Source organism: Aurantimonas aggregata, assembly GCF_010500835.1.
GTDB classification, from domain to species: domain Bacteria; phylum Pseudomonadota; class Alphaproteobacteria; order Rhizobiales; family Rhizobiaceae; genus Aurantimonas; species Aurantimonas aggregata.
Window position 1 is genome coordinate 61017 of the sequence record NZ_JAAAMJ010000017.1, and the last position, 20839, is coordinate 81855.

General features: G+C 67.5%; 19 protein-coding genes, 1 tRNA gene and 1 pseudogene. 9 read left to right on the top strand and 12 right to left on the bottom strand.

From position 1 onward, the window contains the following. Positions 1–5: 5 nt before the first annotated feature. Positions 6–1712 (bottom strand): HAD-IIB family hydrolase, encoded by a 1707-nt coding sequence (locus GTW51_RS17885; RefSeq protein WP_163045424.1) that lies wholly within the window; start codon positions 1710–1712, stop codon positions 6–8. A 189-nt stretch (positions 1713–1901) separates the two neighbouring features. On the opposite strand from GTW51_RS17885, the gene GTW51_RS17890 reads away from it, so the two are divergent. Together GTW51_RS17890 and recQ are read left to right on the top strand one after the other, a co-directional pair. Then, positions 1902–2981: an ABC transporter transmembrane domain-containing protein gene (locus GTW51_RS17890; protein ID WP_343034053.1), complete on the top strand. Its 1080-nt coding sequence runs from the start codon at positions 1902–1904 to the stop codon at positions 2979–2981. 333 nt (positions 2982–3314) lie between these two features. Next, entirely contained in the window at positions 3315–5225 is a 1911-nt protein-coding gene (gene recQ, locus GTW51_RS17895) for a DNA helicase RecQ (RefSeq protein ID WP_163045425.1), read from the top strand. A 53-nt stretch (positions 5226–5278) separates the two neighbouring features. On the opposite strand, the gene GTW51_RS17900 is transcribed toward recQ, so the two are convergent. The 5 genes from GTW51_RS17900 to GTW51_RS17920 form a co-directional block, all read right to left on the bottom strand. Beyond that, a complete protein-coding gene (locus GTW51_RS17900) occupies positions 5279–5461 on the bottom strand; it encodes a DUF2256 domain-containing protein (RefSeq protein ID WP_163045426.1) in 183 nt (60 codons plus the stop codon). Further along, positions 5458–6987: a cryptochrome/photolyase family protein gene (locus tag GTW51_RS17905; protein WP_163045427.1), complete on the bottom strand. Its 1530-nt coding sequence runs from the start codon at positions 6985–6987 to the stop codon at positions 5458–5460. Before GTW51_RS17905 ends, GTW51_RS17900 begins: the two co-directional genes overlap by 4 nt. A gap of 6 nt (positions 6988–6993) precedes the next feature. Further along, positions 6994–8943 carry a PAS domain S-box protein gene (locus tag GTW51_RS17910; protein ID WP_163045428.1) on the bottom strand — a complete coding sequence of 650 codons (1950 nt, stop codon included), beginning with the start codon at positions 8941–8943 and terminating at the stop codon, positions 6994–6996. A 184-nt stretch (positions 8944–9127) separates the two neighbouring features. Continuing rightward, positions 9128–9637, bottom strand: a complete 510-nt coding sequence (locus tag GTW51_RS17915) for a DUF305 domain-containing protein (RefSeq protein ID WP_163045429.1) — start codon at positions 9635–9637, stop codon at positions 9128–9130. 139 nt (positions 9638–9776) lie between these two features. Further along, positions 9777–10166 carry a DUF1622 domain-containing protein gene (locus GTW51_RS17920; RefSeq protein ID WP_163045430.1) on the bottom strand — a complete coding sequence of 130 codons (390 nt, stop codon included), beginning with the start codon at positions 10164–10166 and terminating at the stop codon, positions 9777–9779. 323 nt (positions 10167–10489) lie between these two features. Between GTW51_RS17920 and GTW51_RS17925 the strand changes: the two are divergent. Next, a pseudogene (locus GTW51_RS17925) lies at positions 10490–10681 on the top strand (L,D-transpeptidase); the annotation flags it as partial. A 44-nt stretch (positions 10682–10725) separates the two neighbouring features. Beyond that, on the top strand, positions 10726–11334 hold the full coding sequence (locus GTW51_RS17930; RefSeq protein ID WP_163045454.1) for a DsbA family protein: 609 nt from the start codon (positions 10726–10728) through the stop codon (positions 11332–11334). A gap of 114 nt (positions 11335–11448) precedes the next feature. Here the strand turns inward: GTW51_RS17930 and GTW51_RS17935 are convergent. Together GTW51_RS17935 and mnmA are read right to left on the bottom strand one after the other, a co-directional pair. Then, positions 11449–11525: transfer RNA gene (locus GTW51_RS17935), tRNA-Met, on the bottom strand. Between the two features lie 235 nt (positions 11526–11760). Then, positions 11761–12933 (bottom strand): tRNA 2-thiouridine(34) synthase MnmA, encoded by a 1173-nt coding sequence (mnmA, locus tag GTW51_RS17940; protein WP_163045455.1) that lies wholly within the window; start codon positions 12931–12933, stop codon positions 11761–11763. A 237-nt stretch (positions 12934–13170) separates the two neighbouring features. Here mnmA and sciP point away from each other — a divergent pair, with 237 nt between their 5' ends. Continuing rightward, the gene (gene sciP, locus GTW51_RS17945; protein ID WP_163045432.1) at positions 13171–13461 is read left to right on the top strand and encodes a CtrA inhibitor SciP; all 291 of its coding nucleotides are present in this window, start codon (positions 13171–13173) and stop codon (positions 13459–13461) included. A 203-nt stretch (positions 13462–13664) separates the two neighbouring features. On the opposite strand, the gene GTW51_RS17950 is transcribed toward sciP, so the two are convergent. Further along, positions 13665–14033, bottom strand: a complete 369-nt coding sequence (locus GTW51_RS17950; RefSeq protein ID WP_163045433.1) for a flagellar export protein FliJ — start codon at positions 14031–14033, stop codon at positions 13665–13667. 358 nt (positions 14034–14391) lie between these two features. Between GTW51_RS17950 and ctrA the strand changes: the two genes are divergently transcribed. Then, on the top strand, positions 14392–15084 hold the full coding sequence (gene ctrA / locus GTW51_RS17955) for a response regulator transcription factor CtrA (RefSeq protein WP_163045434.1): 693 nt from the start codon (positions 14392–14394) through the stop codon (positions 15082–15084). A 123-nt stretch (positions 15085–15207) separates the two neighbouring features. Here the strand turns inward: ctrA and GTW51_RS17960 are convergent, their stop codons facing one another. Both GTW51_RS17960 and chpT read right to left on the bottom strand, forming a co-directional pair. Further along, complete coding sequence (locus GTW51_RS17960; protein ID WP_163045435.1) at positions 15208–15636, bottom strand: response regulator; 429 nt, start codon at positions 15634–15636, stop codon at positions 15208–15210. A gap of 121 nt (positions 15637–15757) precedes the next feature. After that, the gene (chpT, locus tag GTW51_RS17965) at positions 15758–16384 is read right to left on the bottom strand and encodes a histidine phosphotransferase ChpT (protein ID WP_163045436.1); all 627 of its coding nucleotides are present in this window, start codon (positions 16382–16384) and stop codon (positions 15758–15760) included. Between the two features lie 261 nt (positions 16385–16645). Between chpT and GTW51_RS17970 the strand changes: the two genes are divergently transcribed. Both GTW51_RS17970 and GTW51_RS17975 read left to right on the top strand, forming a co-directional pair. Next, positions 16646–17227 (top strand): DUF1134 domain-containing protein, encoded by a 582-nt coding sequence (locus GTW51_RS17970; protein WP_163045437.1) that lies wholly within the window; start codon positions 16646–16648, stop codon positions 17225–17227. A gap of 125 nt (positions 17228–17352) precedes the next feature. Next, positions 17353–18495 (top strand): coiled-coil domain-containing protein, encoded by a 1143-nt coding sequence (locus GTW51_RS17975; RefSeq protein ID WP_163045438.1) that lies wholly within the window; start codon positions 17353–17355, stop codon positions 18493–18495. Here GTW51_RS17975 and GTW51_RS17980 read toward each other — a convergent pair. Further along, the gene (locus GTW51_RS17980; RefSeq protein ID WP_343034054.1) at positions 18480–19340 is read right to left on the bottom strand and encodes a TrmH family RNA methyltransferase; all 861 of its coding nucleotides are present in this window, start codon (positions 19338–19340) and stop codon (positions 18480–18482) included. The genes GTW51_RS17975 and GTW51_RS17980 overlap by 16 nt on opposite strands. 261 nt (positions 19341–19601) lie before the next feature. Between GTW51_RS17980 and GTW51_RS17985 the strand changes: the two genes are divergently transcribed. Beyond that, complete coding sequence (locus GTW51_RS17985) at positions 19602–20177, top strand: DNA-3-methyladenine glycosylase (protein ID WP_163045439.1); 576 nt, start codon at positions 19602–19604, stop codon at positions 20175–20177. The last annotated feature ends 662 nt before the right edge of the window (positions 20178–20839 follow it).

Below are 20839 nucleotides of genomic sequence, written 5' to 3' on the forward strand. Positions count from 1 at the left end.
GCGCCTCAGTCGGCGGGGGCGGCGTAGCGCCGCCAGATCGCCTTGCGGATGCGGCGGCGGCTCTCCTGTGGTGCCAGCGTCCGGTCCTCCTCGACGCGTTTTGCCTCGAGGGCCAGATCCTCGTCGCGGATCACGTGGCGGAACCAGGCGGAATAGTCTCCGGCCCGCAGATGATGCTCCCAGACGGGGTCATCCACCTCGGCCGCGATATCGACGAAGCGATAGAGGTTTCGGGCCGGCTGGTTCATCGCTTCGAGCGAACCGCGGAAGTAGAAGCTGCGGTCTGCGCCGACGTCTCCCACGGCGTATTTGCCGCGGTGGCGGCGATGCACCTGGACCGGTGACACGACCTCGATACACGCGGCCGGCTCGGCCGAACGCGGCTGCCAGAACAGTACCTCATCCGGTCCGCAGGCCGGGATCCCCTCCGGCACCGGCACCCCCAGCGCCCTTGCCAGGCCTGCCATCATGTCGCTGTCGTGGCCCCCGACAAGGAGGACGGCCTGGATACTCTGCATGACTCTGGGAGAAACGGCTTCAGGGTAGGCCGTGACGAGGACGGACGCCGCGGTGTCGAACGATTCGCCGGGGCCGTCCTCGTCGGTGCCGGCCGGCAGCACCTGGTGGGCCTCGTCGATCAGCAGCCAATGCGGGCGGCCGGTACGCGCGCGCAGGCGCGCGATCTGTGCGAGCATCGCCACAACGAGCGACCGCCGTTCGCATAGCGGCAGCGCCTGGGTGTTGACGACGAGATTGACCGCATCGTCGCGCAGCAGCTTCAGCGCCTCCGCCGCCGGGGGCGGCGCGCGCAGCGTGCCTATGAACACGGCGTGCTCCAGGTCGATATAGTCGCCCTCGGGATCGATCACGCAGAACTCGAATTGCCGTTCCGCCATTCTCTCGGTGAGCGCCGTGGCGAGGCATGACTTGCCGCTGCCCGAGCGGCCGGTGATCAGGACGCCGCCGCAGGCCGGCGCGATGACGACCTCGCTCCCTTGACGATCGCTGCCGATCCGGATCCCGCGGCGGCCGGGCGGCGCGATGGCTGCGTCCTCTGCCAGGATGCGGTCGATCAGCTCGACGACGCCGGCGCCATGATCGGCGGCCAGAACGACGTCCGCCTCCTCCTTGACCGACGCAACGGCATTGGCGACAGCGGCGCCGCAGCCACTCGCCGCGAGCAGCGCATGGTCGTTCTCGGCATCGCCGACGGCGACGACGTTGTGTCTGGAGATATCCAGTTCCCGCAGCGCGGCCCGGAGCCCGGAAGCCTTGTTGATCCCGGCAGGCAGGATCATGATCGCGCCCTTGTTGAAGACGATCTGCAGCTCCAGGCCGAGCTCGCGAATGGCCTGCAGGACGACGCCCTGGTGCGGCTCCCAGGTCGCGACGATGCCGCGTCCGACGGAGATCGGCCCGACGCCGAGCTCGCGGAGCCTCTGCACGAAGCGGGCCGGCGGCGGCGGCGCCAGCAGCTGCTCCAGGCCGGTCTCGGGGTCAAAGAGGAGCGCACCGTTCTCCGCGACGACCCGGTCGAACATCGCGGTCTCGGGAAAGATCCTGACGAGATCGGGAAGTTCGCGGCCGGTCACGAGGATCAGCCGCCGGCCCGACGCCTTTAGTCGCGCGAGGGAGCGGCAGGTCTCCGCCATCACCACCCCGTCATGCGCCAGGGTGCCGTCGTAGTCGGTGGCGAGCGCGAGAAAGTACAAGTTGACTCCCGAATGCTTCGGACAAGTGGTCCGGCGTCGATGCTCTCGCCGCCGTCGCGACTCCCGCGGCATCGTATCGCTCGTAAAGACTGATTCAATCGGCCGGGTTGATCCGGATCAATGAGCCGGCGCCCGGCGGCCCTGCACAGAGGAAGCACAGGATACCGTCGCCGGTAAGCGGAGCCGTCAGTGCGTACATCACTCTGGCCAGTCGCCTTGCGGCTTCTGCCGCCGACCGCCGGCCCGAAAGAGCGCGGCACGCGCGGGGCTGCGACCGCGCCGCCGGGTGGACCCGACCAGCCGGCCACGCTGGCCGTTCCGCCGAAGCTGTCCGGCCTCATCTTCCACAGCGGCTGGCGCGAGCAGATCCTGCTCGTGCTCCTTTCCGTCGCGGTGTTCCTCGTGAACATCCTGCCGCTGGAGTTGCAGCGCCGGATCGTCAACGACGCGACGGACGGTGCCGACTGGCGGTCCATCGCGTGGCTGGCCGCCTTCTACGCCCTGCTGGCGCTCATTCTCGGCCTCCTGAAGCTCGGCATGAACATCTATCGCGGGCGAACCAGCGAGAGCGCCGTGCGCTGGCTCCGGGCCGCCATCCTCGGCGACATCGGGCATTTCCGCCACGGTGCGCGCCGGCCGCTGCCGCCGGGGGTGGAGGTATCGCTGGTCCTCAGCGAGGCCGAGCCGATCGGCAGCTTCGTCGGCGTCAGCATCTCTGAGCCGCTGCTGCAGGGCGGCATCCTCCTCAGCGTGTTCGGTTACCTGACCTACCTCAATCCGCTGATGGCGATCGTGGCGGTGGCGGTCTTCTCGCCGCAGATCATCTTCGTCCCGCTCATGCAGAATGCCATCAACCGGCGCGTCGGCCAGCGCATCGCGACGCTGCGCACCCTCAGCATCGAGATCATCGACGCGCCGGTCGATGCCAGGCAGGCCGAGCGTCTGTACGACCGCGAGATCGGTGCCGTGTTCGCGCTGAACATGGGCATCTTCAAACTCAAATACTCGATGAACTTCGCGATGAACCTGTTCCACCATCTGGGTGTCGCCGCCGTGCTGGGGGTTGGCGGCTATTTCGTGTCGCGCGGCGAAACCGAAATCGGCACCGTCGTGGCGTTCATCTCGGGCCTCGCCCAGGTCAACGCGCCCTGGGGCGACCTCGTCAACTGGTATCGCGAGCTGCGTGTCACGCAGACCAAAAACGGCCTGATCACCCAGGTGCTCGCGACCCTGGCTCCACCCCGGCCGGCGGCGCCGATACCCGATTGAGGCAGGCGACGCTGCAGCGGGCCGAGCGCCAGGTGAAGACGGACCGCCCTGCGGATGATCGAGATCGGCCACCGTGACGCGGAGACGGCGGCGGTGCTGAAGGGTCTCGCGCCGGGCGCCTGCGTCATCCTGTTTCCCAGCGACTGAGCGCCCGAGGCTGGCTGGTCCGAACGTTCGAGCCCTGCGCGCGGAGCGTCTGCCGAGGCTGGGCCACTGGCCCCAGGAACCGCCAGCCTTGAAACCGGCGCGCGGTTGCGCCACCAGACGGGCAAGCCACCCTCGCCTTGCGACGGGCGCCGTAATGCGGAAGCTGCGGCTTGCGAGGAGAATCACATGCCAAGACCCGTCCACGCCACCGAGGAATTCGAGCCGACATCCGACCAGCGGCCGTTCGCCGACGAGGAATTCGCGCCCGTCGCCCCCTCGCCGACGAAGGCCGTCTTCAAGGATCCGCGCGAGGCGCTGAAGACAGTGTTCGGCCATGCGGATTTCCGCGGCAAGCAGGCCGCCGTCGTCGACCAGCTGGTGAAAGGCGGCGACGCGCTGGTGCTGTTTCCCACCGGCGAAGGCAAGTCGGTCTGCTACCAGGTGCCGGCGCTCTGCCGCCCCGGCACGGCGATCGTCGTCTCGCCGCTGATCGCGCTGATGCGCGACCAGGTCGAGGCACTCCGGCAGGCCGGCGTCAGCGCCGCGGCGATCAATTCGTCGATGAGCGAGGAGGAGCGGACGGAGGTTCGCCGGGCGCTGCTCGCGGGCGAATTGCAGCTGCTCTACGTCACGCCCGAGCGGATGGTGATGGGCGGCTTCAAGAACACGCTGTCGCGCGTGAAGCTGTCGCTGATCGCCATCGACGAGGCCCATTGCGTCAGCTCCTGGGGCCACGACTTCCGGCCGGAATACCGCGAGCTCGAGACGCTCGCCGACGACTATCCGGGCGTGCCGCGCATCGCGCTGACGGCGACGGCCGACCCGACGACGCGCGCCGACATCGCCGAGCGACTGCGGCTCGGCGAGGCGCCGGTGTTCATGACCTCCTTCGACAGGCCCAACATCCGCTATTCGATCGTCGAGCGCGACAACCCGAAGAAGCAGCTGCTCGCCTTCCTCTCCGGCCACAAGGGCGACAGCGGCATCGTCTACTGCCTGTCGCGCCGCAAGGTCGAGGAGACGGCCTCCTGGCTCAACGAGCAGGGCATCCGCGCCCTGCCCTACCATGCCGGCATGCCGCACCATGTGAAGGCCGCCAACCAGGACGCCTTCCTGCAGGAGGACAGCCTCGTGCTGGTGGCGACCGTCGCCTTCGGCATGGGCATCGACAAGCCGGACGTGCGCTTCGTCGCGCACATGGACATGCCTTCCTCGGTGGAGGCCTACTACCAGGAGACCGGCCGCGCCGGCCGCGACCGCCAGTCGGCCGAGGCGTGGATGGCCTACGGCATGCAGGACGTCGTGCAGCGCCGGCGAATGATCGACGAGGGCGAGGCTGACGAGGCGGTGAAGCGCAACGGCCATGCCAAGCTCAGCGCACTCCTGGCGATCTGCGAGACCGCCGACTGCCGCCGCGCGGCGCTGCTCGCCCATTTCGGCGAGAGCCATCCCGGCGGCTGCGGCAATTGCGACACCTGCCTCTCCCCGGTCGAGACCTATGACGCCACCGACGCCGCCATCAAGCTGCTCGCCGCGGTCTACCGCACCGACCAGCGCTACGGCGCCGGCCACGTCATCGACGTCCTCACCGGCAAGGCAACCGACAAGGTGAAGAAGGCCGGGCACGACCAGATCCCGATCTTCGGCCAGGGCAAGGACGTCGCGCCGCGGATCTGGCAGTCGGTCACCCGCCAGCTCACCGCCATCGGGCTGCTGGCCGTCGATGCCGACAGCTACGGCGTGCTGAAGCTGCAGGAAGGCGCCCGCGCGGTGTTCCGGGGGGAGCGCAAGCTCACCTTCCGCAAGGACCGCGACAGCAAGGCGACGCGCTTCCGCGGCACCTCGGGCGCGGTCGAGGGCCTGTCGGACGCCGACGGCGCCTTGTTCGAGATGCTGCGGCGCGAACGGCTCCGCCTCGCCAAGGCGCAGGGCCTGCCGCCCTACATGATCTTCAACGACGCGACGCTGCGCGCCATGGCGGAAGCCCGGCCCACCGACACCGAGGAAATGGCGGCGATCTCCGGCGTCGGCGAGGCCAAGCTCGCCAAATACGGCGACCTCTTCATCGCCGTCGTCCGGGCGGCGGACGCGCTCTAGCGAGCCAACGCGGCGCCCTCGGCGACGCGATTCAGGCGCGAGAGCGGCGTGGGTCAAGCCGAAGGGGCCGGCCGTGCGGCGGCGTTCTTGCGCCGCAGATCGCCCTTGCAGCGTTCGGAACAGGTCCTCACCTGGTCCCAGTCGCGGGCCCATTTCCGGCGCCAGGCGAACGGCCGGCCGCAGGCGGCGCAGGTCTTCTGCGGCAGGGTCGATTTGGTGAAGCGCTTGCTGGTCAAAGGCCGGCCAGGAAGGTTGCGGCGCTGGCCGCGATCCGATGCTGCTCGTCGGGGGCGAATTTCTCGAAGGTGCGGACCATCTGCGCCATGCGGGGATTGTGCCGGATTTTCTCGCGGTGCCTTGCGATGAAGTCCCAGTAGAGCGCGTTGAACGGGCAGGCATCGGGGCCCGTCCGCTGCTTCACGTCGTAGCGGCAGGGCCCGCAATAGTCGGACATGCGGTTGATGTAGGCGCCGCTCGCCGCATAGGGCTTGGAGGCGAGCAGGCCGCCATCGGCGAACTGGCTCATGCCGACAGTGTTGGGCAGCTCCACCCATTCATAGGCGTCGGCATAAACGGTGAGATACCATTCGTGCAGTTCGTGCGGATCGATCCCCGCCAGCAGCGCGAAATTGCCGGTGACCATCAACCGCTGGATGTGATGGGCGTAGGCCAGCTCTTTTGTCTGCATGACCGCCGCCCTGACGCAGGCCATGTCGGTCTCGGCCGTCCAGTAGAAGTCCGGCAGCGGCCTCGTGTGGCCGAAATGGTTTCTGTTCTCGTAGCCCGGCATCTTCAGCCAGTAGATGCCGCGGACATATTCGCGCCAGCCGATGATCTGGCGGATGAAGCCCTCGGCGGCGTTCAGCGGGACGGTGCCGGCGCGGAAGGCGGCTTCCACCTGCCGGCAGACGCGGAGCGGGTCGAGCAGCCCGCAGTTCAGATATTGTGCGATGACGGCGTGGTAGAGGAACGGCTGGCCCGTCAGCATCGCGTCCTGGTAGTCGCCGAAATTCGGCAGCGCCTCCGTCACGAAGGCATCGACGGCCGCCTCGGCGTCGGCGCGGGTGACCGCATAGCGGAAGGGCAGCAGGTCGCCGAAATGGTTGCCGAAGCGCGCCGCGACGAGCGCGAGCACGTCCTCGCTGATGGCGTCGGGCGCATGGGTCTTCGGCTGCGGCATGAAGAGGTCGATATCGGCGGGCTTGCGGTTCTCCGCATCGAAGTTCCACTGGCCGCCGGCCGGCTGGTCGCCGTCCATCAACAGCCCGGTCCTGCGGCGCATGTCGCGGTAGAAATACTCCATGCGCAGCTGCTTGCGGCTTTCGGCCCAGGCGGCGAAGTCGGCAGGGGAGCAGAGGAAGCGGTCGTCCGGCAGGATGTCGACGGGCACGGAAAACTGCGCTTTCCACCCTTCCAGCATCTGCGCCACCCGCCACTCGCCCGCCTCGGTGACGACGATCCGCTCCGGCTGGTGTTCGGCCACGGCCTCGGCGACCTGCCCGCTGAAGCTGCCGCGGTTGCCGGGCGCGTCGAGCGTGACGTAGTCGACCGTCCAGCCGGCGCCGCGCAGTTCCTCGGCGAAGTGGCGCATGGCCGAGAAGAGGAAGGCGATCTTCTTCTTGTGGTGGCGCACATAGGTCGCCTCGTCGTGAAGCTCGGCCATCAGCACGCGGTCCCGCGCCGGATCGCCGGCGGCAAGGCTCGTCAGTGTCGGCGTCAGCTGGTCCCCGAGGACGAGGATGAGGTTACGGATCCTGGCCATCGACCCTCAGGCGCCGGCGATCAGCGCCTCGATGCGCACTCGCACACCCTCGGGCGGATAGGCCACCGCAACGGTGCCGTCGAGCTGCCCGCCCAGGAGGCGCTCCAGCAGGGTCGAGCCGAAGCCGCGCCTTGTCGGCGGCGTGACGGGCGGACCGTTGCTCTCGGCCCACTGGTGACAGAGCGTGCTGCCGCCTTCCGCCGGCTCCTTCTTCCAGCTGACCCTCAGTCGTCCTCCCGGGACCGACAGGGCGCCGTATTTGACGGCGTTGGTGGTCAGCTCGTGCACCGCCATCGCGAGCGGCACGGCGACATCCACGGGAAGGTGGAAATTCACCCCGTCGAGCGTCAGCCGCTTGCCGTCGTCATAGGGCTCGAGCTCGGCGCGGACGATCTTTTCCAGGTCGGCGCCGGCCCATTCATTGTCCGTCAGCAGCGTGTGGCTGCGGGCGAGCGAGGTGATCCGGTTGGTCATGCCCTCCTGGAACGACTCCATGCTGTCGGAGGTGCGCAGGGTGAAGTTCATGACCGACTGGACGGTGGCGAGGGTGTTCTTCACCCGGTGATGCAGCTCGCCGATCAGCAGCGCCTGGCGTTCCTTGGCCGCCTTCTCGCTGGAGATGTCGCGCACCTCGACGATGGTGCCGATCGTCTTGGAGGCCTCGTCGCGGATCGGGCTGGCGGTGAAGGCGATGGGATAGAAGCTGCCGTCCTTGTGGACGAACACCTCCTCCCCCTGCATGTTGTTGTTCTCCGGGAAGGCGCGGTCGATCACGCATTCCTCGATCGGGAAGGGGCGCCCGTCGGGATGCGTGTGGTGCACCACGTCGTGCAGCGGCCGACCGCGCGTCTCGTCCAGCGAATAGCCGGTCAGCGCCTCGGCGGCCGGGTTCATGTAGATGCAGTGCTGGCGCTCATCCATGACGAAGACGGCGACGGAGGCGTTGTTCAGCACCGCGTTCAGCCGTCGCGTCGTGTCGTTCAGGCGCTCCTCGGTCTGCTTGCGGTCGGTAATGTCGAGCACGAACTCGAAGCCGGTGCCATCGGGCAGCAACTTGGCAGCGAACAGCGCCCACCAGCGCGATCCATCCGCCCGGATATACTGCTTTTCGTAAGGCCGGGTCTGGCCTTTCGTCGTCAGTTCGGCGAAGGCCCGCTCGGAGTCCGCCATCCACTCCGGTGGCGTCAGGGTCTGCCAGTTGAGCTGTCCTGCCTCCAGATTCGCGCGGCTGTAGCCGCCCATCTGGAGAAAGGCATCGTTGGCATCGGTAAGCTTGCCATCCATGTCGAAATAGATCGCGCCGACCGTCCCGATCTCGAGGGCGGTGCGGAACCGCGCCTCGCTGACGCGCAGGGCTTCCTCGGCACGGGCTCGTTCGACCGCCGCCCAGGTGCGTTCGGCGATTTCGCGAACCAGCGCCACGTCCGCCTCGCTCCAGGGTCGAGGCATGGCGTCGTGCACGAACAGCAGCGCGATCAGCCGTCCCGTCTTGACCAGCGGCACGGCAAGCTGCGCGCGGATCCCGAGGGCTGCGTGCGCGGCCGCCGGCGGTTTTCCGGCGGTCCGGGGGTCGGTGTCGAAATCCTCGACGACGACGGCCTGGCCGAGGCGAAGGACGCCGGCAAACTCGGGGCTGTAGCTTTCCAGATGGTGCCGGCCGGCTATGGAGCCTACGCCATCTGCCCGCCAGTCATCCTCGATGTGGAAATGGACGCCATCCGTCTCGAGCTCGGAGTAGCCGGCGCGGCTCGCGCCGAGATACCGGCCCAGCAGCCCGGCAGCGGCCGCCATGACGGCGCGCGGTGCGGCGATTTCGCGCAGGCAGTCGCTGAAGTCGAGGAGAAAGGCCTGCCTGGACTGATGCTGGCCCGTTTCGGCCCGCGCCTTTGCGTCTCTGTCCAGTAGCCGCGGTGCGGGGCCGTCCGCATCCGCATTGAGACCACCGGTTTCACTCATTCACATGGGTCCCTGCTGTGCTTGATCACGCCGGCTGGGTTGCACCGGCTCCTTTGTGCAGCGCCATCATCCAGACCAGGGACACATTGCAGCGCAACGACACCGCCATCAATCGGAAAATGGCGGCGATGAGGATCGGCGACATCGCGGCGATCGGGAAATCTGCGGCGGCGGCCGGTCGCTTCTATCGCGGCGATCCATTTGCCATTGCCGGGCGCGCCGGCAGCACGGGCGCATCGTCGGCCGGCGGGCTTGCCTCGAGATCGGCGATCAGCCGCTTCATCTCGTCGATCTCGCGCACCTGCGCTTCGAGGATCTCGTCGGCGAGCTGGCGGACGCGCGGATCGGTGATTTGCGCCCGCTCGCTGGTCATGATGGCGATCGAATGGTGCGGGATCATCGCCTTCATGTAGGCGACGTCGCCGACCGTCTCCTGGCTGCGCAGGAGGAACAGCGAACCGGCGAAGACGATCACCGCCGCCGCGAGGATGGCGAAATTCGCGGCCTTGTTCCTGTACATCGACCACATGAAGCCCAGCATGATCACCGCCATCACGGCGCCCATGTAGATCGCCATCCAGGTCCGCGTCTGGCTGTAGAACACGTGGTCCAGGGCGTAGGTATTGAGGTACATCAGGGCGAACATGACGATCGTCGAGGTGGCGATCATGGCGCCGAAGCGGGCGTAGCTCATGGGTATCTCCTTGCACTTCCACTGGGGGTCGAACGCGCCGAGCCTTGCCAGGATGCATCTGGCATCGAGATGCCGGCACGATGGTGATGACGTCCGAACGCCGCCGTAGCCTCGCGCCGCCCGTTGCCTTGCATTGCCGTTACCCGCCGCCCGACTGGCCGCTCCGGGCAGCCTCCTCGGCCGACTGGCTCTTCTGCCAGGGCCAGCGGCCATTGATCTCCACCTCCAGCGCGAAGCTGAGGAAGGTCCGGATCACGACGATGCCCCCGAGGACCGCGACGCTCTCCAGCGTCGGCTCGATGGCGACGGTGTTGATGATGTCCGCCGCGACGAGAAACTCCAGCCCGAGCAGGATGGCGCGGCCGAGGCTTGCGCGAAATGCGTGGAACGACCCGACGCCGTCACCGCGCAGTTTCTGCCGCAGGAAGGTCAACGCCGCGACGATCGTCCCGATGACGATCACCAGGATCCCGGCGAATTCGATGCCGCGCGTCGTCCAGTGCAACGCCTGGCTCAAAGCTTCGTCCATTCAGGCCTCCCTGCCGGGGCATGGCGCGACCGGCCGATCCCGCGGGGTCGCAGGCCGCGCGCCGACGTTTCGCAATCTGCCGGCCAGACACCATCAATGACACACGCTGTCCACCCGGGTCGGTGGCTGGCGATCGCCGGTCTTCGATGGTGGCGGGTATTCGACCGTCGGGGACATGTCCCGACCGGCGCCTGGCTATGCCGCTCGGCCGGCCTTCGGCGACCCACACCATGCCGCGTTCGACGGCCATTCCATGCCGGCAAGCCCGGCGGCGCACCTGACCGAAGAAAAACCAGCGCCGGAGCCTCGACGTCGCCGGCCCGGAAGCGCCGGGCATGATCGTCGTCGATCCGGCGGCGCATTTCCGCTATCTCGTCATGGAGAACGGCCCGGCGATGCGCTACGGCGTCGGCGTCGGCCAGGCAGGCCTCGAGTTCACCGGCGAGGGCATCATCGGGCGCAAGGTTGATTGGCCGCGCTGGAAGCCGACACCGGACATGATCGAGCGCGAGCCGGATGGCCAGCCGCAATCCATCGCCGAAGGAGACCTGACATGACCATGATCGACCGCCGCAGCCTGCTGATCGGCACACTCGCGATCGGCGCGACGCCGCTGATCGCCCGGACCGCGTCCGCCGCGCCCGACCCGATGTCGAAGGACGCCGTGCTGTTCGACCCCGAGGTGCCGGTGCTCGGCAACAGGGACGGCGACGTCACCATCGTGGAGTTCTTCGACTACCAGTGCCCCTACTGCAAGCAGGCCCATCCCGATGTCGTCAGGCTGGTGCGTGAGGATGGCGGCATCCGCCACGTGATGAAGGACTGGCCGATCTTCGGACCCGCCTCGCTCTACGCCTCGCGCCTGACGCTCGCCGCCGGTACGCATCACCCGAAGGCGCTGGCGGCGCTGATGGCGACGCCCGGTCGGCTGACGCCCGAGCTGATCGAGACGACGCTGAGCCAGGCCGGCTTCAAGATCGCGGCGCTCAACGCCGCCTACGATGCCGACAGCGACCGGATCAACGGCATCCTCCAGCGCAACAGCGCCCAGGCGGAGAATTTCGGCCTGATGGGCACGCCGGCCTACGTCGTCGGAACGGCGCTCTTCCCCGGCGTGGTAGCGCCCGCCGACATGAAGCAGGCCATCGCCCAGGCAAGGGCCGGCTGAGCAGCGACCGCGGGCCATGCCACCAGAGCTGCGGTATTGCCGGGCCGCAGGCGCTCCGGCGTGCCCGTGGATTCGGGCGGCGCGCGGGGCGGGCGAAATCCAACGAGGAAGGTTTGGTAGCGGGAGAGGGACTTGAACCCCCGACACGCGGATTATGATTCCGCTGCTCTAACCAGCTGAGCTACCCCGCCGCCTGACCCGGCGCGGCGTGGCCGGGCGGGTCGGCGCGATATAGGAGCGGGGGGCGTTTTGTGTCAATGCCCGCGGGATCGCAAAACCGGCTCGATGGCCGCAAAGGCGAAAGCGACCTGCGCCGTCCGTGGGCTTTCGCCGCGATTGCGACCGACGGGCGAAGCCGCATCGACGATGTGGCGCGGCCGGCGGGCCCGACGGCGGATGCCGGCCGCGGGGCCGGCAACCGGTAGGCTATGCCTGGGCGGCCGCCGCGATCGGCAGGGCTTCGGTGTCGCCCGCCCGCGCCGTCGCGGCGATGATGCCACCGCCCAGCACCTCGGCGCCCTCGCCTTCGCCGGCATAGAAGACGCAGGCCTGGCCGGGCGCGACGCCCTCCTCGCCGCCGAGGATCTCCACCTCCCAGCCGGAAGCCGTCGCGACGATCCGGGCCGGGGCCGGCGGGCGGGTGGAGCGGACCTTCACGAACAGCTCGGGGCCGCCCGCCGCGAACGCCTCGGGGGCGGCGCGGCCCAGCCAGTTGACGTCGCGCAACCGCAGCCGGCGCGTCGCCAGCGCCTCGCGCGGGCCGACGACGATCCGTGCCTCGCCCGCTTCGATCGCGACGACATAGAGCGGATCGGCGGCAGCGATCCCGAGGCCGCGGCGCTGGCCGATCGTGTAGCCGAGAATGCCCTCATGGCGGCCGAGATGCCTTCCGTCGACATGGACGATGTCGCCTGGCCGGCCGGAATCGGGGTGCAGCCGGCGAATCACGTCGCTGTAGCGACCCTTGGCGACGAAGCAGATGTCCTGGCTGTCGGGCTTGGCGGCGATGGCGAGGCCATGCCGCTCGGCCAACGCCCTTGTTTCCGGCTTGGTCAGGCGACCCAGCGGAAAGCGCAGGAAGTCCAGCTGCTCCTGCGTCGTGCCGTAGAGAAAGTAGCTCTGGTCGCGGTCGAGGTCGCGCGGCCGGTAGAGGCTGCGATGGCCGCCATTCTGCCGGCTGTCGATGTAGTGGCCGGTCGCCAGCGCGTCGGCGCCGAGATCGCGTGCCGTCGCCAGAAGGTCGCGGAACTTGACGGTCTGGTTGCAGGCGACGCAGGGGATCGGCGTCTCGCCGGCGAGATAGCTCGCGGCGAAGGGATCGATCACCGCCTTGCGGAAGCGCTCCTCGTAATCCAGCACGTAATGGTGGATGCCGAGCGTCTCGGCGACCCGGCGGGCATCGGCGATGTCCTGGCCGGCGCAGCACGAGCCCGCCCGCCGGGCGCCCTCGCCCGCATCGTAGAGCTGCAGGGTGATGCCGACGACGTCGTAGCCCTCGTCCTTGAGGATCGCCGCGACGACGGACGAATCGACGCCGCCGGACATCGCGACGACGACACGCGTGTCGGCGGCGGGCTTCGGCAGATCGAGGCTGTTCAGCATGGACGGGCTCTGCGGCGCTGCTGCGGTCATCGGCTGGATGTAGGCGGAGCCACGGCGAAATGCAAAAGCGCACGCCTTTCCTCCGGTACGGCAACCAGATGTCAATGACTCCAGTGGCCTGATGCAAACCCGTTCAAGTTCTTATCGAAAGCTTACGACAGGCTTGACGGAATTTTAAAAGCGTCGGGCTAACGTGACGCTGAGATTAGGTCTTTGAGTGTAGTAGAGAGTACAATGACCGATCAGATCAGACCGCGTGTCAAATACGTCATCGGCCCCGACGGGAGTCCGCTGACGATGGCCGACCTGCCGCCGTCGAATACGCGTCGCTGGGTGATCCGCCGCAAAGCCGAGGTGGTTGCCGCTGTGCGCGGCGGCCTGCTCAGCCTCGACGAGGCGTGTTCACGCTATACGCTGACGGTGGAGGAGTTCCTCTCCTGGCAGGTTTCCATCGATCAGCACGGTCTCGCCGGGCTGCGGACGACCCAGTTGCAGGAGTATCGCAAGAGACTCGAACTGCACTGAGTTCACAGGAGTATCACCAACAAAAAAGGCCGGCACTTCGTCGGCTTTTTTTGTTGGTGCCTTTGCGGCATGCGCGGGTCTGTCCGACGCTGGCCAGCCTGTTCGATCGGGCGGCTCGCAAAAGAGGCGCCAGCCGACAGTCGGCGCCGGCCGCCCGCGTGACGGTTCGCAGGGGCCGGCCGGTTTTCAGAGGCGCTGGCGCCTCAGCCCAGGGCTTCGCGCCGCTGTTCCAGTTCCTCGCGCGCGACGTCGCGCTGCTCCAGCTTCTCGGCATTGACCAGTTCGGCATCCGCCTCCTCGAGGGCGAGACGGGCCGCGGCGATCTGCACCTTCAGGTCCTTGACCGAATTGTTCAGATTGTCCCGCCGGATCCGCGCCGCCTTGGCGAAGGTCGGATAGGCGAAATGGGCGACATCGCTGATGCCGGCCTTTTTCTCTTCGGTGTTGATCTGATGGTCCAGTTCCCCTGCCATGCGGGCAAATTCGCTCATCATCATCTCGAGCTGTTCGAGCTGACGGCGTTTTTCCATGACCTTGAAACGCGTCAGTCGTACCAGATTGTCCCGCTTCATACTCGATTCCCCAGCTGACAGCTCCTTGACGGAACCGGCTTGAACACCGCGACAAACGGGTTTCGGGCAAGCCTCGCGGGCTAAGCCTCTTAACCGTCTGTTTACGCGCACCGTTAATCATAGGGACGAGGATTTAAGGCTGGGTAAACCGAGTTCCCCGTGTTTGGCGCATCGAACAAGCGCCGCGGGGTGCACCGAGCGCCGCGTCCTGAACTGCCCGCGGGCGGAATTGCCCGAAGTCCATGATGGACCACGATAATTTGTTAACCATTTCCTGCCACGTTTCGGCCGGAGTTTAGACAAACGAAAGCCTTGCCGGATGTCGTAGTTCGGCGCGGATGGCTGAGAGGATCTACTGATGCGCGTTCTTTTGATCGAAGACGACAGCGCGGTCGCCCAGAGCATCGAGCTCATGCTGAAGTCGGAGAGCTTCAACGTCTATACGACCGATCTTGGCGAAGAGGGCGTCGATCTCGGCAAGCTCTACGACTACGACCTGATCCTCCTCGACCTGAACCTGCCGGACATGTCGGGCTACGAGGTGCTTCGGACCCTGCGCCTGTCGAAGGTGAAGACGCCGATCCTCATCCTCTCCGGCATGGCCGGGATCGAGGACAAGGTTCGCGGTCTCGGCTTCGGCGCGGACGACTACATGACCAAGCCGTTCCACAAGGACGAGCTGGTCGCCCGCATCCACGCCATCGTCCGGCGCTCGAAAGGGCACGCCCAGTCGGTCATCAATACCGGTGATCTCACCGTCAATCTCGACGCCAAGACGGTCGAGGTGAACGGCCAGCGGGTGCACCTGACCGGCAAGGAATACGCCATGCTGGAGCTGCTCTCGCTGCGCAAGGGCACGACCCTCACCAAGGAGATGTTCCTCAATCATCTCTACGGCGGCATGGACGAGCCGGAGCTGAAGATCATCGACGTCTTCATCTGCAAGCTGCGCAAGAAGCTCTCCACCGCGACCGAGGGCAAGAACTACATCGAGACGGTCTGGGGCCGCGGCTACGTGCTGCGCGAGCCCGAGGAAGCCCGCGCCGCCTGATCCGGCCATCATCGCGAGATCGAGACCCGCCCGGCCCTGCCGCGGCGGGTTTCGTCGTTCAGGCATCCGCGCCGGCAGGTGGCGTCGAGCGGCGTGCCGATGCGCCGGAACGTCGCCGGTCACTCACGGCGCGACGCGGAACTGGTCGGGACGCGGCTCGCTGCCGCTGTTCCACGGGGTCGCTTTAGCGGCGAGGTACGGCGTAATCGCCGCCCGCAGCGAGGCGCGGTCGAAGGGCTTGTAGATGAATCCCGCGACACCGGCCCGCTTCAGGCGGGTCATCAGGCCGAGATTGCCGTCGACGATGACGGCGAGAACGATCACCCGGTCGCCACCGGGCAGCGCCTTGATCTGGCGCACCAGATCCGGGGCGTCGTTGCCGAGGACCGCAGCGGCGACAAGGACGAGGTCCGGCAGGCCGTTCTCTTCCAGCCAGTCCTTCGCATCGCTCGGGCTGGCGACGCAGTCAACGACCAGGCCAAGCTGCGGCAGCATCCGCGACACGACCTTTCGGACGATCGGCGCATCGTCCACCACCAGACAGGTCTGCATGACCGGCTCCTCCGCAATGCAACCGCCGACGGCGTGGCTGCAACGGTACAAGCCCTACACCGACGGCATTGCCGTAGCGTTCAGAAACAGCGGTAAGATTAGGTAAAGATGCTCGTCGGCGTCAAGCGACGCGGAAGACCACCGTGCCTTCGGAAAGCTCGTGCGAGACACCGAGGCCCGATTCCCTGGCGAGGAACAGCGTGTAGTAAGGCTGGATCGCCTGGGCATCCATGGTGTCGGCGGCAGCCTGGCCGTCGAGGAGGGCGATCAGGCGGGGCTGCATCCGCACCCGGTCGCCGCTGGCCCGCACGGTGGCGCGCGGCGGCTCCAGGCTCTCGATCTCGACCCGCACCTCGCCGCCCCGGCTGATCGACGAGCTGGCGAGGACCACGAGGTTGAGGATGATCTTGACGAAATTCTTGCCGACATAGCCGGGCTCGCCTACCCAGACGAGCGAGGCCTTCTCGTGGTCCATGTAGCCGGTGGCGACGGTCTTGGCCTCGTTCAGGTCGATCGTCGCCGTCTGCGAGCCGGCCGCGCCGAAGGCGATCCGCGCGAACTGCAGCTTGGCGACCGCCGCCTTCAGCGACTTGCGCACCAAGTCCATCGATTCGGGATCGTTCGGCATGTCGTCGAGGAGCTCGAGGCCGCTCTGGATCCCGAAGACCGGCGAGATGATGTCGTGGCAAAGCCGGCTGGACAGCAGCGCCGCGAGGTCTGCGGCGGAAAGCTCGGGAAGCGTGGTCATTCGGGTCCGTTCCGTTGAGTCCGTCGGTCGTTCGCGGCGAATCAGCCGCGCCGTTTCGGTGGCGAGCATGGGTTTTGGCGCCGGAGGCGTCAACCGAGGCAGACCCTCCGGCGGGATCGGCGACGACCTCGCCGGCAGCCGGCGGAAGCCGTTAGGCAAATGACAACCATGTTTTGCTCAAATCGAGGAGATCGCGCCTCGGGGCGCTTCGCGGGCACCGCCTTACCGGCCGACAGCCCGGGTTCTTGAAAGGATCCGATCATGAACCGCATGTTGAAAACGGTCCGCCAGTTCGCCGCCCTCGCCGCGGTCGCGCTGGGCCTCGTCCTGTCGGGGCCGGCCGTCGCCCAGCAGCAGCAATCGGGCTACACGGTCGACGAGATCGTCACCACCGGCCACCAGTTCTTCGGCAGCACGGCCGGCGGCCTGGCGCAGCTGGTGGAGAACGCGTTCGAACGCTACGGCCTGCCGAACGGCTACATCCTCGGCGAGGAGGCGGCCGGCGCCTTCGTCGGCGGCTTGCGCTTCGGCGAGGGCACGCTGTTCACCAAGAATGCCGGCCAGCACCGGATGTTCTGGCAGGGCCCCTCGCTCGGCTTCGATTTCGGCGGCGACGGCGCCCGCACCATGATGCTGGTCTACAACCTGCCCTCGGTGGAGGGGATTTACGGCCGGTTCGCCGGCGTCACCGGCAGCGCCTATCTCGTCGGCGGCCTCGGCATGACCGTCCTCGTGCGGGACGACATCGTCCTCGTTCCGGTCAAGACCGGCCTCGGCGCTCGCCTCGGCGTCAATCTCGGCTATCTGAAGGTGACGCCGATGCCGACCTGGAACCCGTTCTGAGCCGTCGTGGCGGCGTTGCCGTCAAAGCATAGCGGCAGGCCAACATCATTTCTGCGTGGAACGGGCGGCGAATACCGCCCGTTTTGCGCTATACACGCGCGGCAGCAATTCCTTCGAAGGTCCCAATGATCGCGACCGGTCTGACATTTCTCTTCGGCTTTCTGTCGGCAATACTGATTGCGCTGCTGCTGACGCCGCTGGCGATGGGCCGCGCCAGGCGGCTCGCCCGGCGCGAGTTCGAGGCCGCGATCCCGGTCAGCGCCAACGAGATCCGCGCGAGCTTCGACCATGTCCGGGCGGAAGCGGCGCTGATGTCGCGGCGCCGCGAGATGGACGCGCTGGCAATGCGCGACAAGGCGGCGCTGGAGCGGGCGGAAGCGGGGCGCGTCGCACGGGAGAACGCCGATCTGAAACGGCAGAACCGGGAACTCGAGGCGGTGATCGAGGCCCGTGATCTCGAACTGCGGGAACTCACCGAAACCTTCGAAGCCCATCGCGCCGATTACGGGCGCCTGGAGAGCGAGCTGCGCGAGACCGGCCACGATCTCGATCTGCGCATCGAGGAGATGGATGCGCTGGCCGCCCGGTTCCGTGAGCTGACGCAGATCGCCGACGAGCGGCAGATCGCCATCGTCGCGCTGGAGAGCAAGTCGGAGCGGCTCGCGGACGAGCTTCGCCAGGCCGACCGGCAGGACCGCGAGCGCGAGGCGACGATCGAGCGGCTGCGCAGCGAGGCCGGCACGCTGGAAGCCCGTTTCCAGAAGAAAAAGGCGACCGCCCGAAAGCTCGACGACCGGGTGTCGCGCCTGACGGCGGAACTCGCCGACCGCGACGACAAGATCGCGCGGCTCGCGGCGGTGGTGGAAGAAGGTCTCGACGAGCCGGCGCTGCTGGCGGACGTCAAGGCGCCGACCGTGGTGTCCGCTGCCGGCGCGGATCCGGCCGCCGACGCACCGATCGAGGCTTATGAACCGGAGCCCGTGACAGCGACAGCCACCGCGACGGTCGGTGAGCGGGTGCGTGACGCGCTCGACCTGCCGGCCCACCCGCTGGACGAAGCCGACCTCGACGAGGCGCGGTTGCGCCAGCGCATCAGCGACATCGCCGCAAGGGTGATCCATCTAACGGCGTCAGTCGAAGGCCGCGGCTCGCCGATCGACCGGATCCTCGATGCCGATCCGCAGAAGGATGGCGGCGACGAGCGCCCGACGCTGGCGCAGCGAGCCCGCCGCCTGCGCAAGGACGACGCCGATCACGCCGCCGAATAGAGCGCGTGCAGGACGATCGCGGCGGCCGTCGCGACGTTGAGACTGTCGATCTCCGGCTGCATCTCGATTCGAACGGTCTCGCAGCGATGCATCAGCGCCGCCGGAAGGCCCCTGCCCTCCGCCCCCAGCAAGAGTGCCGGGCGCGCCGTCGGGCCGATGCCGGCAAGCCTGGTTTCGCCCGAGGGCGACAGCGCCAGCAGCCGGCAACCGGCCGCCTCGCATGCCGCCACGAGCGCCTCTCCCGTCCCGCCGCGAACCCACGGCAGGGTCAGCGCCGTGCCGACGGAGACCCGCAGCGCCTTGCGGTAGAGCGGATGGCAGGATGTCTCGTCCAAGAGGATGCCGGCGGCCCCGAAGGCGGCGGCATTGCGGAAGATCGCGCCGAGATTGTCGTGATTGGCGATCTCGACGCCGACGACGAGCGGCCGGCCGGTGGCAGCCGCACGCGCCAGGATTTCCGCGACGGACCACGGCACGCCGACCGCCGCGCCGTGGGCGAGCACGCCGCGATTGACCGGAAAGCCCGCGATGCGATCGAACACCTTCTGCTCCGCGACATAGACCGGCACGTCGGCGGGCAAGCCGGCGAGCCGGCTGCGCACGCCCTCCAGGCGGTTCCGCAGGATCAGGAACGCCGTCGGCCTGAAGCGGCCGGCCTGCAGCAGCTGGTCGAGGACGACGCTGCCCTCGGCGATGAAGCCGGAACGCCCGACGAGATCGCGCTCGCGCACATCGCGGAACGGCTCTATCCGCGGATCCTCCGCGTCGTCGATGGTGATGGGCTCGGGCATGGTCTCGGCCGTGACGGACTGGCGGTGCCAGCGGAACGCTGTTGGTGCCCGCAAACTCTCCGTCGATCAAACGATTATCCGGGGAAGCCGTGCCGTCTCGAACCCGCATGCGCTTGTATCGGAGAACGGGCGCCTGCCGTCGCGCCTCACTGCATCCGGAGGTTGGCTGCTGTGGGACGGGCCGCCCTGTCGCAGGAGCCACCAGGATGGATGCCACCCCATACCCGCCATGCGACCGATCTGGTACCGGCTCGTTTAACGCCGCGCCGGGCTTGCCTCTGGCGGACACGATGCCAACGACAGAAGGACGTTGAGATGGGCCAGTTGTCGCCGGAGTTCTTCCGCCGCGATGCCGTCGACGTCGCGCGGGACCTTCTGGGGACAAGACTGCTCGTCGACGGCGTCGGCGGCGTGATCGTCGAGACCGAAGCCTACGATCACGAGGACCCGGCCTCGCACTCGTTTCGCGGCCCGACCGCGCGCAATGCCGCGATGTTCGGGCCGCCGGGGCGAGCCTATGTCTACCGGTCCTACGGCATCCACTGGTGTTTCAACATCGTCTGCGGGGCTGACCAGACCGGCAGCGCCGTGCTGATCCGGGCGCTCGAGCCGCTGGCGGGGCTGGCCGCGATGCAGGAGCGTCGGCGGATGGAGGATCCGCGGCTGCTCTGCGCCGGCCCCGGACGCCTGACGCAGGCGCTGGCCATCACCGCCGACCATGACGGCCTGCCGCTCGACGCGCCACCGTTCCGGCTGGAGCGCGGGCCGACGCCTGAGGCCATCGTCGCCGGGCCCCGGATCGGCATCACCCAGGCCGCAGACATCCCCTGGCGCTTCGGCATCGCCGGCTCGCGCTTTGTCAGCCGGCGGTTTCCGGCCACGCCGAAATAGCCGTGGCGTAGGCTGCACGCTTGCGGATGATGCGGAATGAAGGGCCCACCGCTCGCCCGGATCAGCGACGCGGCGTCCCGGTATCACTCACCCGACGCAAGATCTCGACGCGATCAATTGCTGCCGCCAGAAGCCGGCTGGCGCATCGTCGAGAACAGGACAAAAGATAAAGGGGGAACTGGTGTAGCGCGACACATAGTTTGCATTTCACCCGATCAATGACGTCCGGGAAACCGGGCTTTCGTCGTGGCTTGCGACACATAGATCGCTTCCCGCGACACAACAGGGTGGAATTCCATCCTTTTGTCGCGTTGGGTTTCCGAAATGGTGTGGGCGACCGCGGCAAGGCAGATATTATCATTGCCTTGTCGGCATAAGGCAGAACCAGGGCAAAGGACTGGCCGGTGGATGGTTCGACGGCGCGGAAGATGCAGGTCCATTCTAAGCGCCGGACGCATAGCCCGGTCGGTCACTTGCAGGGGGTCCACCAGGCGAGGCAGATGCACCTTAGTCAACGGGTCAGAATCTTGAATTCATTTGATACAATAGATGCAATGATTCGGATTCCCGGACCCACGCCACTCGAGCCGCGAGAGCCAAATGCGAATTCTCGTCAATTATGACCAGCCGGCGATCAGTCTGGCAGATGGCCGCGGCGGTAT

Excerpts from the sequence above, each read along its gene's own strand:
- GTW51_RS17985 (WP_163045439.1), top strand. The coding sequence starts at position 19,602 with ATGGGCCAGTTGTCGCCGGAGTTCTTCCGCCGCGATGCCGTCGACGTC.
- GTW51_RS17975 (WP_163045438.1), top strand. The coding sequence starts at position 17,353 with ATGATCGCGACCGGTCTGACATTTCTCTTCGGCTTTCTGTCGGCAATA.
- GTW51_RS17905 (WP_163045427.1), bottom strand. The coding sequence starts at position 6,987 with ATGGCCAGGATCCGTAACCTCATCCTCGTCCTCGGGGACCAGCTGACG.
- chpT (WP_163045436.1), bottom strand. The coding sequence starts at position 16,384 with ATGACCACGCTTCCCGAGCTTTCCGCCGCAGACCTCGCGGCGCTGCTG.
- GTW51_RS17915 (WP_163045429.1), bottom strand. The coding sequence starts at position 9,637 with ATGAGCTACGCCCGCTTCGGCGCCATGATCGCCACCTCGACGATCGTC.
- sciP (WP_163045432.1), top strand. The coding sequence starts at position 13,171 with ATGACCGATCAGATCAGACCGCGTGTCAAATACGTCATCGGCCCCGAC.
- GTW51_RS17920 (WP_163045430.1), bottom strand. The coding sequence starts at position 10,166 with ATGGACGAAGCTTTGAGCCAGGCGTTGCACTGGACGACGCGCGGCATC.
- GTW51_RS17960 (WP_163045435.1), bottom strand. The coding sequence starts at position 15,636 with ATGCAGACCTGTCTGGTGGTGGACGATGCGCCGATCGTCCGAAAGGTC.
- recQ (WP_163045425.1), top strand. The coding sequence starts at position 3,315 with ATGCCAAGACCCGTCCACGCCACCGAGGAATTCGAGCCGACATCCGAC.
- ctrA (WP_163045434.1), top strand. The coding sequence starts at position 14,392 with ATGCGCGTTCTTTTGATCGAAGACGACAGCGCGGTCGCCCAGAGCATC.
- GTW51_RS17910 (WP_163045428.1), bottom strand. The coding sequence starts at position 8,943 with ATGAGTGAAACCGGTGGTCTCAATGCGGATGCGGACGGCCCCGCACCG.
- GTW51_RS17930 (WP_163045454.1), top strand. The coding sequence starts at position 10,726 with ATGATCGACCGCCGCAGCCTGCTGATCGGCACACTCGCGATCGGCGCG.
- GTW51_RS17950 (WP_163045433.1), bottom strand. The coding sequence starts at position 14,033 with ATGAAGCGGGACAATCTGGTACGACTGACGCGTTTCAAGGTCATGGAA.
- GTW51_RS17970 (WP_163045437.1), top strand. The coding sequence starts at position 16,646 with ATGAACCGCATGTTGAAAACGGTCCGCCAGTTCGCCGCCCTCGCCGCG.